This window comes from Streptomyces atratus, from assembly GCF_014648655.1.
Taxonomy (GTDB): domain Bacteria; phylum Actinomycetota; class Actinomycetes; order Streptomycetales; family Streptomycetaceae; genus Streptomyces; species Streptomyces atratus.
The window spans coordinates 1-14214 of record NZ_BMRN01000086.1; the positions used below are offsets into that span (position 1 = coordinate 1).

The window sequence follows — 14214 nt, forward strand, 5'->3', positions numbered from 1 at the left end:
TCCACCGACGCTACGAACGCAAAGCCGACCACTTCCTCGCCTTCACCAGCATCGCCTGCACCCTCATCTGCTACCGAAGACTCGCCAAATGAGACGACCTCTAAAGCCATCCGTGATCAGGGCGGGCATCGAGGCATAGGCGACGCCGACGCCGGCGCTGACGATCACCGATACATCAGCAGCGGTCCCACGCCGTAGCCGATCCCGATGATGCCCACGCCGACAGCAGCGCCGCGCGGGCACCGTGCGAGTGGTGCCGCTCGTCCAGCCCCAGTCACCGCCCTTGGTGACCGGCAGCAGCAGACACATCAGGCCGGCGGCGAATCCGATCGCACCCGGGGAGTCGAACCGTCCGCGTGCCTTGGTCGGGGATTCGGGCACGAGGGTGATCACCAGGGCGAGGCGTGCCAGTCCCAGTCCGGCGGAGAGCCAGAACAGGACGTGCCAGTGGGCGTACTGCACGATTGCGCCGGAGACGGGAAGCCCGCCGACGACGGGCGGGCCTCGGCGACGATCCTTCAGTTGCAGGTGACGGCCAGGTCGTACCCGGGCGCGATGGTCCTGCACTGCGGCGGTCTGCTGGTGGACGACGGATGGCTGCGAGTCTTCGCGAGCCCCGGGAGCGGGGCGGCGCACGAGGTGCCGAGGTTGGTCCGGGTCAATCGCTTCCCCCGCGACTTCGACTGTTGTGGTCGGCCGAGGCACGCCAGGACATCGCCGCGACCAGCCGCCGCGCCGTGCCGATGACGGAACTGCTCGGTATCGCCCAGGATTCGATTCGGCAGTTCGACGGGGCGGATCCGGGCTTTCTCGGCGTCGTGTGACCTGGCCGACGTCAGCACCGAATACCACCTCGATGACCTGAGAGGCCAGCCGCCCAGACCGCCGGTAACGCCGTTTCCCATAAGTTACGGTGTTACCCATGAACAGGCTCTACCAGGACGCCCAGCGCCTCGGCCAGGAAGCCGTGCGCGTCGTGATCCTCGACCGCGCCATCAACCTCCTGGTCGCAGGAGGCCCTTCTGAACTGACCATGCGACGGCTCGCCGCCGAGATCGGAGCGTCGACCAAGGTCCTCTACACCATGTTCGGCAGCAAGGAAGGGCTCGTCGACGCCCTCTACCGGGAGGGATTCGCCCGGCTGCGCCGCGCTCAGCAGAACATCGAGCGCGCCGCCGACCCATTGGCCCATCTCAACAACCTGGGCACCGCATACCGCGAGCACGCACTGGCCGAGCCCGCTTACTACCGGGTGATGTTCGAGCAGACGCTGCCCGGATTCCAGCCGAGCGCCGAAGCTCTCGCCGTGGCCGAAACCGCCTTCGACGCTTCGGTCGAAGCGGTCGCCGCATGCATCGACGCCGGCATCTTCCCCAGGGGCGACGCCACCGAGATCTCGAAGATCTTCTGGGCCGCCGCACACGGAGCGGTGAGCCTGGAGATCGCCGGGCACTTCCCACCGGAGCTCGCCACCCGCCACTACGAAACGCTGATGAAAGCCGTGGGCCAGGGACTCCAGGCAGGCACCTCATGAACGCCACCCGCACGATCCAAGGACGGACCTTATGATTACGGTCAATCGCTATCTCGCTGGAAATTTCGCCCCCGTCGCCCAAGAGATCACGGCCCACGATCTTCCCGTCACCGGTCGCATACCCGCGCACCTCGACGGCCGCTATCTGCGTACCGGTCCCAACCCGCTGGGGGTGAAGGACGCGGCGACCCATCTCTGGACCCTCGGCGAAGGCATGGTGCACGGCGTCCGCATCCGTGACGGCCGCGCCGAGTGGTACCGCAACCGCTGGGTCCGCTCCACATCCGTCGCCGACCGGCTCGGTGAGCCGCGCCGCGGAACGCCCGTCGACCACCGGATGGACTTCGCCCCGAACGTCCACGTCGTGGGCTTCGCGGACCGTACGTTCACTCTCATCGAAGGCGGCATCCGTCCATACGAACTCACCTACGAGCTGGACACCATCGGTCCCTGCGACCTCGGAGCGACCGCCGAGGGCTTCAGCGCCAACGCCCACTCGATCTTCGACCCTCGTACCCGTGAGCTGCACTCACTCGCATTCCTCTACGGCTCCGACAACGTCCAGCACATAGTCATGGACGACACCACCAAGGTGCTCCGGACCACCACGATCCCCGTGCCCGGCAACCCGTACATGCATGACTTCGCGCTCACCGAGCACCACGTGATCCTCTTCGACTCACCGGTCGTCTTCAGTCCCGCCCACCTCACCACCGGAATCCCCTTCCGGTGGGACCACGACCGCCGAGCCCGGGTCGGGCTGATGCCCCGCGACGGCGGCCCGGTGCGTTGGTTCGAGGTCGCACCGAGCATGGTCGGCCACACCCTCAACGCCTATGAGGACGGTTCGACGGTCGTCGTCGACTTCATCCGGCAGCCCGAGGGCTTCGACATCAGGAACGTCGGCATCAGCCGCCCCACTCCGCATCGTTGGACGATCGACCTGAGCACCGGTGTCGTACAGGAACTCCAACTGGATGACCGAATCCAGGATTTCCCCCGAATCAATTCCCGGCACACCTCCCGTCCCTACCGCTACGGCTACGCCGCTGCCGTCGAGCTCTACGCGCCGCCCGCGGGACCCGACGACGACCGGCCGGACGAGGGCTTCAGCAACGCATTGCTCAAACACGACCTGGAACGCGGTACCACCGAGGCCCACGAGTTCGGTCGGTACGCCGCGGTCGGCGAAGCCGTGTTCGTTCCGGCCGAATCATCCAGCGCGGAGGACGACGGATACATCATGGCATATGTCCACAACCCGGAACGTGGTGTCGCCGACCTGGTGATCCTTTCCGCACAGGACTTCACCGCGGACCCGGTCGCCGTCATCCATCTACCAGTACGAGTTCCCCTCGGACTCCATGGCAGCTGGGTACCGGACACCCGGTCGGATCACCCGGCAGCCGGCTGATGGCCCGGCGGGCCGGCCGGCCACCGGGCTTTCCGGAGTCGACGAATTACCGGAATTCGTAGACCAGTTGGATCTCTCCGACGATGTAAGCGTTGAAATCGTCGAGCTCTTCGGCAGGGACCCACAGCTCGAGTATCGTCCGCCCGCCGGCCTGCTGGACGGGGTAGCGACGCAGGAACTCCGACTCGACCTCGAACCGCGTGACGAACCCGGCTCCGTCGTGCTTCACGTTCCAGTCCCTCGCGATCCTGATCGCGTAGTCCTCGTTGAAGACCGGGCAGAAGATGGGCTGCTCGGGAGGACGAGGCGGCCAAGCACGCCGGCCGGCACCTGGCGGGCGCTCCTGATCGTCCTGGCCGTGCTGCGTCACGACCAGCGCCTGGCCGACATGGCCGACGGCAACAACGTGTCCGAGTCCACCGCCCGCCGCTGGCGCGACGAGCTGATCACCCTGCTCGCCGCCCAGGCCCCGCTCCTGGACCGCGCCCTGAAAAAGGTCGCCAACCGGGGCGGGGAAGTGGTCCTGATCGACGTCACCCTCATCCCCACCCAGCGCCGCACCGGAAGGGCCGACAGACGGAACTACTCCGGCAAACACCGCCGCCACGGCCTGCACTTTCTCGCCCTGCCCGATGAGAGAGGCTGCCTGATCTGGATATCCGCCGCCCGACCCGGCCGCACCCATGGCATCACCGCCGGCCGGCACGAACACATCCTGGATCACCTGCGCGCAGCCGGTCTCGGCGCCCTCGCGGACCTCGGCTTCCGCGGCCTGGACAACGACGTACTCGACCCCGTGATCGTCACCGGCTACCCCGCAACCCGCGCCCACAAGCTCACACCCGGCCAGAAGGACGCCAACCGCGTCCTCGCCACCGGACGCGCACCGGTCGAGCACGGCTTCGCCCACCTCAAGAACTGGCAGACCCTCACCAAACTCCGCACCAACCCCGACCGCGCCACCCACCTCCTGCGCGGCAAATCAAGCGACCGCCCCTCCCTGCAGTTCGCCGACCTGGTCGCTGGTGCAGGATTCGCCGTGACCAAGCGCCACGACGGCCACATTACCCCTGCGGGAGAAGACCTCTACTCAGTGCTCGTTCCCCTCATCGACCCTGCCGGAATGCTGTCCCACGACGAGCCGAACAGGCTCGCACAGGCAGGCGCTCCTGCACGAGAAGACCAGACCTGACCAGGCGCCATGTCAGCACCAGCGCAACTGCAAAGCAGACCCGCAACCGCCGTCGACGGGTGACAACTGCGGCATGCCGTTCGTTGATCCCACATTCCTGAACTGCCGTCGCCTGACGAGATCAAGGCCGCCCAAACGCCTAAAGCCGGGTGGAAACGCGACCAGCTCACCGCCCGCGTCTCCGTGGCCGGCGCGCCAACTGGTGCGCGGCGTGGTGATGACGTGGCGTGCGCGGTGACCCCGGCCTCATCGAACCGGTCCTCTTCCAGGTACCACTGTGCGGACTCGCCATACCAGCAGTGGGGAAAGTGCCCTCGGCGGGCAGCCGGCACTTCGCCGCCCAGCGCCGCAGCCACCTGCTGCGGGCTCATCTCGTACCAGAGCGGGCCGACGCTCTCCAGCGGCGTCCACTCCCAGCGCGGGCGGTCCTGGTCAGCCGTCACCGGCCAGCCCCCGGGGTTCACCGGCTGCTCGCGAATGTCCCACCAGTGGACGATCGTTTCAGTCCCGTATGGATCCTCGGCCAATTCGGGGGGCGACCAGCAGCGCCTCGGAGATCACCCTGTCCGTCCGCTGCACGTGCCCCTCAGCCGACAGCTCCCACGCCTGCGTGGCCCCCATGGAAAGGCCCCATGCCGCCACTTCCGGGTCGCCGCTCCAGTTCATCCGGACCCCTACCCCCTCTTGGCGCGCGAGAGCATCGATGTCCGCGCGCACCTCGGACGGCACCCGGGCGATCAGCTCGACGTCACCGAACCGCACCAACGGTCCGCTCATCGCATCGATCGCCACAGCGACCAGGAGCATTCCCAGCCCATGGATCGCGGTCACACCCACGTCGCCGTACCTCTCCCAGGACGATCCACTCCGGGCAACCCGTGAGACGCTGTTGGCCACTCCTCCCAAGGCCGCCTTGACCTCGTCAGGACACATGCCGAACCGCAGCGGCCCCACCCCCACCAGCGGATCCAGCACCCACTGCGCCCGCTTCCCCGGCTTTCTCTCCCACCAGGCCACGACAACCCCCACCATCAACTCGCACACCCCGGCACACTTGCCGTGATCTTGTGCGTCACCCTGAGCAGCCCCTCTGACATCGGGCCGCCGACGACCTCACCGACGGTACGGCGGGGGCTCTGGAGTCCCTCCCATCTCTGAGGTGTATTTGGCGACAGTGTCGGCGCAGGGGGCGCCCGGCTCTACTCGATCGCCTGGAGCAAGGTGCGCAGGGCGTGGTCGAGGGTTTCGCGTTCGTCGGGGGTGAGGGCGGAGAGGAGGCGGGATTCGTTGGCGGCGTGGTCGGTGACCGCGGCGTCGACGACTTTGTGGCCACGGTCGGTGAGCGCGACATGGAAGCTGCGGCGGTCGGTGGGGTCGAGGCGGCGTTCCACCAGGCCGTCTGCCTCCAGGCGGTCCAGGCGGTTGGTCATGCCGGCACGGGAGAGCATCAGGGTCTTCGCGAGGGCGGACGGGATCAGGGTGTACGGGGACCCGGAGCGGCGCAGCGCGGCCAGGACGTCGAACTCGCCGCGGCGCAGGCCGTGTCGGGTGAAGACTCCTTCGAGGGCGGGGGTGAGGAGGAGCGAGAGCTGGCCCAGCCGTCCGAAGACCCCCATCGCCGACAGGTCCAGGTCCGGCCGTTCCTTGTGCCACTGGTCGAGGATCTGGTCGACCGCATCTCTGGGGTTCCGGCGCGTCTCGGTAGTTGCGCTCTGTTTGGTCACGTCTCCCTTGGTCACGCCTCTATCTTATTCGACGACTGATAGTTAGCTGTCGTACTATTCGATGTAGAATCACTTCTGTCGATCCGTTCCCGGCTCCGCGTTCGGGGCCGGATGCGGTTTTGCGAATGGAGGGGCGTATGTCCTTGATCACTCCCAATGTTCAGGGCGGAATTCTGGTCCGGGATGCCGAGGCCGAGGTGCTGGGCAGCGCTGACAGCACCGTGCGGCTCTTTGCTGACGCCAGTACCACCGGCGGGGCCCTGAGCGCCCAACGGGTGACTCTGACCGCAGGCACCGACGGAGCCTCACCGCACCACCACACCGGATCCGCCTAGCTCTTCTTCGTGCTCGGCGGCCGGCTCCAGGCGCTGGCCGGGGACAGTGTGATCACTGCGGACGAAGGGGACTTCCTCCTCGTGCCACCAGGACTGCCGCACGCTTTCGCCGCCGAACCCGATGCGGACGCCGACGTACTGATCGTCATCACCCCGGGCGTCGAGCGCTTCGACTACTTCCGGCTGCTGGACCGTGTCCGCAAGGGCACGGCCGATCCACAGGAAGTCCTGGATTCGCAGGAGCGCTTCGACAACTTCTTCGTGGAGAGTGCCGCGTGGCGGCGAGCCCGTCAGCATTACTGACTTCGGCTCGTCAGGGTGAGGTCGGGTTGCCGAGGGTGAGGCCGGTGCCGGCTATGAAGCCGTCGAGGGTTTCGGGCCGGTACTGGAGTCGTTTGAGCCGGTTGCGGACGAGGACCTCCAAGCGGTCCAGGGCGACGACAGCGAGGTTGGCCGGGCTGCGCTTGACGTGGGCCCACACGCCCTCGACCGCGTTCAGGTCGGGCGAGTAGGCGGGCAGCAGGAACACCGTCAGCCATTTCCGTGCGTCGATCAACTCTCGCATCGTGCGGGAGACATGGGTGTTGAGCCGGTCCCAGACCAACACGATCGGTGCCTTGATGAGCTGGTGGGTGCCGTCGAGCAGAGCGATGAAGTCGCGCTCGCTCACGCTGCGGCGCTTGTCCTTGCCCGCCGGGTGGGCGATCAGCCGATGGCACAGCCGGGTCCGTGAGCCGGGCCGCATCGCAATCAGCCCGGCCACCGACAGCCGCCCCGAGCGGCGTCCACTCACCGTCACGACCGGGGTGTGTGCGCGTCGTCCCCAGGTCCGGCCTCGGGGCGGTCGGCGGGTGAAGCCTGCTTCGTCCTCGAAGCAGATGTAGCCCCCGCAGGCCGCCCGGGCCCTTTTACCTCCACCCAGGTCGCCTCCTTCCACACCTTCACCGCCTCCTCGTCGCGCTCGGCGACCCGCCGCACGGGGACCTGTGGGGAGAACCCGAGCCGGTGCATCAGCCGGGTGGCGCCCGAGACGCTGTAGGAAACGTGGAACTTCCGGCCGATCGGCGTGGCCACCCGCGCAGCGGTCCACACCTGGTCCTCCACCCAGCCGTGCGCATTCGGCGCCTCCTCCAGATACGCGGCTGGCTTCTCCAGGCAGCGCGGCGACAGACGGCACCGTGATCCGCTCGGCCCGCGCGAGACCAGGGCCTCGATCCCGCCGTCCCGCCACAACTGGTGCCACCGGTAGGCCGACTTCCGGCTCACCCGGACGCGCTGGGCGACCTCCAGCGGCTTGATCTTCTGCTCGAACAACTCGGCCGCCTGCCGCCGTACGGCCTCCCGACGCTGCCGCCCCGCAGCGGTCAGCCCGCCCCCATCCGCATATCTCACACAGCACGAGATACAGCCCGCACCCCAGGCCCGTCAGGTGCATCGACAAAGATCACCCTGACGAGCCGAAGTCAGTAAAAATCGCTTTTGGTGTCTCCACGGGTGAGCCAGGCTTCGAAGAGAGCGTCAGCAAGCCAGTGCCCGCTGACGAAGGCCATGTGATGGGCTGACACTCCGTTCCCACTGTGTGAACGGCGTGTGGGATCTGCACCGCTTGTGCGCCGTTTCCGCTGCCTTAACGGCGCCTGCACAGCGGTGACGTTCGTCGAGCAGATCGAGGGGCTGACCATGCCTCACGCTCGCAAGACCCCGCTGCTGCGGTCGGTGCTTCTGTCCATCGCCCGCACGCTCGCCGGCCGGCCTGGTGCCCGTCTGGCCGCACTGCTGGGCATCCGGGTCGCCAAGGACACCCTGCTGAACCTGCTTCGCACTATGCCCGACCGGCGGGTGGGCCCGGTAAGGGTGTTGGGCGTGGACGACTTCGCACTACGCAAGGGCGACTTGTACGCCACCATTCTGGTGGATCTGGCGGCTCGCCGGCCCGTCGACGTGTTGCCAGGTCGGGACGTCGAGCCCTTGGCCGCGTGGCTGGCCGGGCACCCGGAGGTGGAGATCATCCGCCGGGACCGGGCCGATGCTTACGCCGAGGGCGCCCGAACCGGCGCCCCGCAGGCCGTGCAGGTTGCCGACGGCTGGCACCTGTGGCGGAACCTCGCCGAGGCCGTGGAGAAGACCGTCGGCTCGCACCACACCTGCATCCGTTCCGCGTTCGCGACGAGCCCGACCACCGAGTTGGAGATGGCCGGCGGCAGGACTCAGCCCTTCGACCCTCCCGACGGGACGCGTGACTGCCTCCGCCGCCCGCGGCGCCTGGTCGCCCGCACCCGGGAACGCTACGCGGCGGTGCAGGAACGGCTGGCCCAGGGCAAGTCCCTGACGGCGATCGGCCGGGAACTGCGGCTGGATCACTCCACCGTCCGCCGCTTCGCCCGCGCCGCCAACATCGACGAGCTACTGGTCAAGGCGGTCAACCGGCAGTCCCTCCTCGACAAGTACAAGCCCTACCTGCACCAACGGTGGAACGAGGGATGTCACGACATCCCCCGGCTCCACCGTGAACTCCGGGGGCTCGGCTTCCCCGGCGACATCCAGACCGTCCGCCGCTACCTGCGGTCGTCGAAGGAGCGTGACCTTCCAATGACACCCCGGCCCGCTCCGCGCCCCCGTCGGGTGGTCCGCTGGATCATGACGAACCCTGACCGTCTCCCCACCGGCGACGCCCAGGCACTCAAGGAGATCCGGGCTGCCTGCCCGCACCTGGACGCTGCGGCCGGACACGTCCGCGACTTCGCCTCTATGCTCCACAACCGACGCGGCGACCTGCTGCCCGGCTGGGTGGACCGCGTCCTCGCCGACGACCTACCAGCTCTGCACTCCCTGGTCACCGGTCTACGTCGGGATCAGGACGCAGCCGTCGCCGGCCTGTCCAACTCCTGGAGTTCGGGCCAGGTAGAGGGCCACGTGACGCGAATCAAGCTGATCAAACGGAAGGGCTACGGCCGCGCCAAGCTCGACCTGCTCCGCAAACAGATCCTTCTCGCGACCTGACTGGGCCCGGTCCGGTCGATCACAGGCGAGTGTCAGGTTGCTCCGACCAGCCGGGTGGCGCCGTCCAGATTTGCAGGGTCGGCTGGGATCTCTGCCACAAGTCAGCCCACGTACGACAGAGGTGGACCAGCACCTGGTGATCAGCCCACCACTGTCAGGTGTGCCCTGAGGCTTTCTCTACAAGCCGCAACGTCGGCCGCTGGGAGCGGAGCTCAGATAGATGTTGATCGACCTCGTCACCGTGGACACCCTCGACGAGAGTGAAGTGCCCTGCGGCAGCGAGGAGCGCGTCGCACTCAATGAAGTGGTCCAGGGAAGGGAATGCTCGAACCTCGTCCGTCCCCCAGCCGGTCATCACGGTGCCGTCGGGTAGGACTGAAGCGCCCGTGCCGCTGGCCGTGGTCGGGTGGATCGCGTAGAGAAACTCGACCCGCTCGTCACCGGGGTCCGGGTCCAGAACAGGTGCGAAGAAGATTCGCTCGCCCCAGTAGGGCTTTGGTAGCTCAGCCCCGTGTAGCGGTCCTGGAGGCGTCGAAGCGAGGCGATCACATGGTCGTCGTGCGAGCCGAAGACCCCGGCGAGACGGATTCGGCACTCCGCATCATTCATGCCGCGGTCTGCATCGATCACCTCGGCGTGTTCGCGCAGGAACTTGAGCGTGCGCTGAGTCAGTGAGGCTGGGTGATCCAACACGTTCGGCATGCCGTCTATCTTGCATGTGCCTGCCTCAGGGACAGGGACGGCACCCGCCGGCTCCACCATCAGGCAGGCCCGGTCACGAACGGTGAGTCCTGCCGCCCGGTTTGATGTGAGGCCTTCCCTCGCCGAGGTGCTGGCCATCACAGGCTCGATCACAAGATCTTCGCCAGAGCCGAATTACGCGATCGTCCACAATGCGCGGCATAGTGTGATCCACATGATCGGACGCCTGTTCTCTCTCGTCATTGACTGTCCTGCCCCATCTGAGCTCGCGAGCTTCTACGAGAGCCTGCTGTCGCTGCCGCGGGTGGAGGACTCGTCTGACTATGTGGTGCTCGCGAACACGACGGGCACAGAGATCGTGACCTTTCAGCGTGTCGGCGGTTTCCGGCCGCCCCAGTGGCCCGATCCCGATCGTCCGGCCCAGATGCATGTTGATGTGATGGTCGATGACCTGGATGTGGCAGAGGCGAAGGTACTCGCACTGGGCGCCACGTTGCTTGAAGGATCGGACAAGCCCATCGGCTACCGCGTGTACGCCGACCCAGTTGGACACCCCTTCTGCCTCATCACACGCGAAAGTGTGACGCCCAGCAAGTAGCAGCGGCGACCAGGGGCGCTTCGCCCCGCTCCTGTGAGTCGCCGCGCGAAGCGCGTCTGCGTCCCATCGGCTTGCCGATGGGACATGGAAATCGTGCCCGAAGGGCTCCTTGAGATCCGGCACGTGGTGCGCGCGACCTTGACGCACCACATTGCCGACGGTGGCCCGCACGTCCGCATCGTCGACCGGCTCCAGGCCCTACTCGACAACCGGCTCCAGTGCTGACCCGCAGGACCATCCGGAGGGAAGGGCCGGGGCCCTACGGTCGTCGTCTCACCCGCGGCTGTCCCGCGAGGCGGCCGGGCCCTCGCCCACTCTTACGACAGCCCTCGTAAACGGTGCCCCCACCTGGGCACCTGCAGGGCGGTGCCGCTGGCGTGCTACAGAGCCAGGAACCGCTCCACCTCGTGCTTGAGGTTCGGTGTCAGATCGCTCAGGTCCGAGACGATCAGGCGAAGCTCACGCCCGAGCTCGGGCGACTTGCTCCAGATCTCTGGACTCCTGGTCAGCACCGCGGCCAGCAGATCACCCTCGTACATGTGACCCTCCGCCATCGGATCCAGCTGCAGGACCTCCAACGCCAGTGGCAGGAGATAGGGCAGGCCCTCGTTCTGCCTGATCAGCAGCCTCATGTCCTCAACTGTCAGCTCGCCGATCGGCTTACGCCGAAGCGCGTGCGCGGTCGCCACAAGGCGAGTCGCGTCGCCCGACGGGGCCGGCCAACGGTCGTCCTCCAGGTCCTTGACGTATGCGACGGTACGGGCCTTGAGGTTCAGCCCACGGAGCTTCAGTTGCGCGTGGCGTTGGGACGCCGCAGAGGCTGGCTGGGGCAGTGAACACCAGCAGGGCCCCACCTGCCAGGAACGCCGCACCGCAGCTTCCTCCTACCGTGTTCCGGCCGCACCCCGTGTTGGGTTCACGCGCTCAAGCTTGGTCCAGCCGGTCCAGCCTCGCTTCGTCAGCAGCGCGATCAGCCGACGGGTCGGCGGCAGGGTGTCGAACACATGTGTATCCAGCAGCTCGGCGAACGGTGGCTCGATGCCGGTGTCGTCGACGTAGAACTCGCCCTGCTCGTTGGCCATCTGCGTGATGTAGGCGGCCAACTTGTCGGCAAGTTCGACCAGCCGTGGGTCGTCGTCGGTGCGGTCGAGAGCTTTGCTCAGGGTGAGATAGAAGTCGATGATCTGCGGGTCGGCGATCTGCTCCCGCTTGCGTGCCATCCACTCCGGGACTCGCTCGGGTGAGCGCGCGGCCAGCGGGATCCAGCCGTCGCGCTCGACCTGGACAATCCGTTCGTCGACCCCGAGCGTCCGCAGCCGGTCAAGGTACTCGACCACCTCCTGGGGCAGTGCCAGGCTGTCCCCGGCGGCGAGGCGGGCGATCCGCTGGCGGTGCCGCTGCCGCTCCCGGATCTCCGCCCGCAGCCGCTTGTCGATATCTGCGACCGCCGCGGCGAACTCCTCCTCATCGGCCTGCAGCAGCTCCCGCACGCGCGCCAGAGGGACCCCGGCCTCAGCGAGGGTCCGGATCTTGACCAACTCGACTACGGCGCAGGCGCCATACCTCCGATAGCCGGAGTGGTCCCGCTCCGGCTCCGGCAGCAGCCCTTTGGCGTGATAGTGCCGCACCGCGCGTACCGTCACTCCGGCATACGATGCCAGCTCGCCAATAGTCAGCATCAGACCAGTCTCCTAGTTCGCAGCCCGGGTCCGGTAGAGACGTCGCGACCAGAGGTAGCCGACCAGCCCGATCACTACACACCAGCCGATGGCCCAGAGCACGTCCGAACCATCGGGTGCCCCGGCCAGCAGACCGCGGAAAGCGTTCATGATCGGTGTGAACGGCTGGTACTCGGCGAACCACCGCAGCCCGGTCGGCATCGACTCGACCGGCACGAACCCGCTACCCACGAACGGCAGCATGATGAAGATCATTGGCCAGTTGCTCGCGGCCTCCGGGTTCGGGCTGGCCAGCCCCAGCGCCACGGTGAACCAGGTCATCGCGAACGACAGCAGCGCGAGCAGACCGACAAGGCCGAACCACTGCATCGCCGAGGCGGCGCTCTCCAAACCGAGCAGGAACGCCACGCCGAAGACCGTTGCGAGTGCCAGCGCAGTCTGGACCATCGCGCCCAACACGTGGCCGGTGAGCACCGAGACCTTGGCGATGGCCATGGTTCGGAACCGGTCGATGATCCCGCCTGTCATGTCGGTGGCGACCGAGACCGCGGTGCTGATGGACACGCTTGCCACCGCCATCACCAAGATCCCGGGAGTGATGAACGTCAGGTAGTCGCCGCGGTCCCCCGCCGGGGCTCCGGGCAGACCGGCGCCCATGGTGCCGCCGAAGACGTAGACGAACAGCAGCAGGAACAGCAGCGGTAGGCCGATCAGCATCAGCGTCTGCGACGGGTACCGGGCCATGTGCTTCAGGTTGCGGCGCAGCATGGTCGCCGAATCGCGGACGGCATACGTCGTGGTATTCATGCCGGCACCTCCTCGGGAGACTCGTCGGCGGTGGAGTGGTCGGTGAGAGCCAGGAACACGTCATCCAGGTCCGCGGTGTGCACGGCGAGCCCGGTGACCGCATCGTCGTCGATCCCGGCCAACACCCGTCGCAGCGTGGTGAGGCTGCCGTCGTGCGGCAGCGTCAGGGTGAGCGCCGCGGCGTTCGGGTTCGCCTCGGGGAACTGGCGCGCCAACTCGGCCAGCCGTTCACTGTCGGCGGCCTGAAGCTCGACATGACCGCCGGGGACCAGTCGCTTCAGCTCGGCCGCGGTGCCCTCGGCGACCAGCCGGCCCCCGTCGAGCACACCGATCCGGTCGGCGAGCTGGTCGGCCTCCTCCAGGTACTGGGTGGTGAGGAAGACGGTGACCCCGTCGGCCACCAGCTCCCGCACGATCCCCCACAGGTCACGGCGGCTGCGCGGGTCGAGGCCGGTGGTCGGCTCGTCGAGAAAGATCAGACGCGGCCCGGTCACCAGGGTCATCGCCAGGTCCAGCCGCCGCTTCATACCGCCGGAGTACGTCACCGCGCGCCGGTCGGCGGCATCAGCCAGGTGGAACCGCTCAAGCAGTTGCTCTACCACGCTCTCCGCATGGCGCCGGCCGAGGTGACCGAGGTCGGCCATCAGCCGCAGATTTTCCCGCCCGGTCAATAACTCGTCCACGGCGGAGAACTGCCCGGTCACCCCGATCGACGCACGCACCTGGTCAGCCTCGCGGCGTATGTCATGCCCGGCGACCCGAGCCTCACCGGCGTCTGCGGGCAGCAACGTGGACAGGATCCGGACTGTGGTGGTCTTGCCGGCCCCGTTGGGTCCGAGCAGGGCGTAGACGGTGCCTGTGGGGACGGTCAGGCCGACTCCGGCGACTACCTCGTGGTCGCCGTACGACTTGCGTAGCCCGGCGACCTCGATCGCATTGGTTCTCGTCGTCATGCCAACCATGCTGAGAGGTTGCCCCTGCGTCAGGGTCAACTGTTGCGGCTACATGGCCTCGCACCCCCGAGACGTCGGCCTCTGCCTCACACCGGCCAGTCGGCTGTCGTACGAGCGCGCCAAGTACCTGGTAGCACACCGCCAAGAAGCACGACCCCCTGTGATCAATTCCTTAGAGGTCGTCTCATTTGGCGAGTCTTCGGTAGCAGATGAGGGTGCAGGCGATGCTGGTGAAGGCGAGGAAGTGGTCGGCTTTGCGTTCGTAGCGTCGGTGGA

At 67.3% G+C, this 14214-nt stretch carries 20 protein-coding genes and 2 pseudogenes; 13 read left to right on the top strand and 9 right to left on the bottom strand.

Going from position 1 to position 14214, the window contains the following annotated elements; translation table 11 throughout:
* The 5 genes and pseudogenes from IEZ15_RS41650 to IEZ15_RS41665 all read left to right on the top strand — a co-directional run.
* A pseudogene (locus IEZ15_RS41650) lies at positions 1-92 on the top strand (IS5/IS1182 family transposase); the annotation flags it as partial.
* Between the two features lie 118 nt (positions 93-210).
* The gene (locus IEZ15_RS41655) at positions 211-747 is read left to right on the top strand and encodes a DUF2625 family protein (protein WP_229846519.1); all 537 of its coding nucleotides are present in this window, start codon (positions 211-213) and stop codon (positions 745-747) included.
* Positions 687-824, top strand: coding sequence for a hypothetical protein (locus tag IEZ15_RS46025; RefSeq protein WP_229846524.1), 138 nt, complete (start codon positions 687-689; stop codon positions 822-824). Before IEZ15_RS41655 ends, IEZ15_RS46025 begins: the two co-directional genes overlap by 61 nt.
* 98 nt (positions 825-922) lie before the next feature.
* Positions 923-1534 carry a TetR/AcrR family transcriptional regulator gene (locus tag IEZ15_RS41660; RefSeq protein WP_189282170.1) on the top strand — a complete coding sequence of 204 codons (612 nt, stop codon included), beginning with the start codon at positions 923-925 and terminating at the stop codon, positions 1532-1534.
* 31 nt (positions 1535-1565) lie between these two features.
* Positions 1566-2948 (top strand): carotenoid oxygenase family protein, encoded by a 1383-nt coding sequence (locus tag IEZ15_RS41665; protein WP_189282171.1) that lies wholly within the window; start codon positions 1566-1568, stop codon positions 2946-2948.
* A gap of 46 nt (positions 2949-2994) precedes the next feature.
* On the opposite strand, the gene IEZ15_RS41670 is transcribed toward IEZ15_RS41665, so the two are convergent.
* Positions 2995-3318, bottom strand: coding sequence for a hypothetical protein (locus IEZ15_RS41670; protein WP_229846516.1), 324 nt, complete (start codon positions 3316-3318; stop codon positions 2995-2997).
* On the opposite strand from IEZ15_RS41670, the gene IEZ15_RS41675 reads away from it, so the two are divergent.
* Positions 3307-4140: a transposase family protein gene (locus IEZ15_RS41675; RefSeq protein ID WP_229846517.1), complete on the top strand. Its 834-nt coding sequence runs from the start codon at positions 3307-3309 to the stop codon at positions 4138-4140. The two genes, IEZ15_RS41670 and IEZ15_RS41675, sit on opposite strands and share 12 nt — an antisense overlap.
* Positions 4141-4641: 501 nt before the next feature.
* Here the strand turns inward: IEZ15_RS41675 and IEZ15_RS41680 are convergent.
* Positions 4642-5172: a hypothetical protein gene (locus IEZ15_RS41680; RefSeq protein WP_189282172.1), complete on the bottom strand. Its 531-nt coding sequence runs from the start codon at positions 5170-5172 to the stop codon at positions 4642-4644.
* Positions 5173-5339: 167 nt separating this feature from the next.
* Entirely contained in the window at positions 5340-5879 is a 540-nt protein-coding gene (locus tag IEZ15_RS41685; protein ID WP_229846518.1) for a MarR family winged helix-turn-helix transcriptional regulator, read from the bottom strand.
* 122 nt (positions 5880-6001) lie between these two features.
* On the opposite strand from IEZ15_RS41685, the gene IEZ15_RS47555 reads away from it, so the two are divergent.
* Both IEZ15_RS47555 and IEZ15_RS47560 read left to right on the top strand, forming a co-directional pair.
* Positions 6002-6199, top strand: coding sequence for a cupin domain-containing protein (locus tag IEZ15_RS47555; protein WP_373302755.1), 198 nt, complete (start codon positions 6002-6004; stop codon positions 6197-6199).
* 9 nt (positions 6200-6208) lie between these two features.
* Positions 6209-6502, top strand: a complete 294-nt coding sequence (locus IEZ15_RS47560) for a cupin domain-containing protein (RefSeq protein WP_373302756.1) — start codon at positions 6209-6211, stop codon at positions 6500-6502.
* 10 nt (positions 6503-6512) lie between these two features.
* Here IEZ15_RS47560 and IEZ15_RS47755 read toward each other — a convergent pair.
* Positions 6513-7591, bottom strand: a protein-coding gene (locus IEZ15_RS47755) for an IS630 family transposase (protein ID WP_444545168.1) whose coding sequence is annotated in 2 segments (ribosomal slippage) — positions 6513-7090 and positions 7090-7591 — 1080 coding nt in all. Because the reading frame shifts where the segments join, the coding sequence is not laid out codon by codon here.
* A 183-nt stretch (positions 7592-7774) separates the two neighbouring features.
* On the opposite strand from IEZ15_RS47755, the gene IEZ15_RS41705 reads away from it, so the two are divergent.
* The 5 genes from IEZ15_RS41705 to IEZ15_RS41720 all read left to right on the top strand — a co-directional run bounded on the left by IEZ15_RS41705 (position 7775) and on the right by IEZ15_RS41720 (position 10724).
* Positions 7775-9199 (top strand): ISL3 family transposase, encoded by a 1425-nt coding sequence (locus tag IEZ15_RS41705; protein ID WP_373302758.1) that lies wholly within the window; start codon positions 7775-7777, stop codon positions 9197-9199.
* 220 nt (positions 9200-9419) lie between these two features.
* The gene (locus IEZ15_RS41710) at positions 9420-9572 is read left to right on the top strand and encodes a hypothetical protein (RefSeq protein WP_189282174.1); all 153 of its coding nucleotides are present in this window, start codon (positions 9420-9422) and stop codon (positions 9570-9572) included.
* Positions 9573-9748: 176 nt separating this feature from the next.
* Positions 9749-9874: a hypothetical protein gene (locus IEZ15_RS46635; RefSeq protein WP_268250508.1), complete on the top strand. Its 126-nt coding sequence runs from the start codon at positions 9749-9751 to the stop codon at positions 9872-9874.
* A gap of 241 nt (positions 9875-10115) precedes the next feature.
* Positions 10116-10499, top strand: coding sequence for a VOC family protein (locus IEZ15_RS41715; protein WP_189282175.1), 384 nt, complete (start codon positions 10116-10118; stop codon positions 10497-10499).
* 84 nt (positions 10500-10583) lie between these two features.
* Entirely contained in the window at positions 10584-10724 is a 141-nt protein-coding gene (locus IEZ15_RS41720; RefSeq protein ID WP_157987262.1) for a hypothetical protein, read from the top strand.
* Between the two features lie 155 nt (positions 10725-10879).
* On the opposite strand, the gene IEZ15_RS41725 is transcribed toward IEZ15_RS41720, so the two are convergent.
* The 5 genes and pseudogenes from IEZ15_RS41725 to IEZ15_RS41745 form a co-directional block, all read right to left on the bottom strand.
* Positions 10880-11371, bottom strand: a complete 492-nt coding sequence (locus IEZ15_RS41725) for a contact-dependent growth inhibition system immunity protein (protein WP_308427510.1) — start codon at positions 11369-11371, stop codon at positions 10880-10882.
* Positions 11372-11383: 12 nt separating this feature from the next.
* Positions 11384-12178 carry a MerR family transcriptional regulator gene (locus IEZ15_RS41730; RefSeq protein WP_189282176.1) on the bottom strand — a complete coding sequence of 265 codons (795 nt, stop codon included), beginning with the start codon at positions 12176-12178 and terminating at the stop codon, positions 11384-11386.
* A 12-nt stretch (positions 12179-12190) separates the two neighbouring features.
* Positions 12191-12985 carry an ABC transporter permease gene (locus IEZ15_RS41735; protein WP_189282177.1) on the bottom strand — a complete coding sequence of 265 codons (795 nt, stop codon included), beginning with the start codon at positions 12983-12985 and terminating at the stop codon, positions 12191-12193.
* Positions 12982-13938, bottom strand: coding sequence for an ATP-binding cassette domain-containing protein (locus tag IEZ15_RS41740; RefSeq protein ID WP_189282178.1), 957 nt, complete (start codon positions 13936-13938; stop codon positions 12982-12984). Before IEZ15_RS41740 ends, IEZ15_RS41735 begins: the two co-directional genes overlap by 4 nt.
* A 184-nt stretch (positions 13939-14122) precedes the next feature.
* Positions 14123-14214: pseudogene (locus tag IEZ15_RS41745) on the bottom strand (IS5/IS1182 family transposase); the annotation flags it as partial.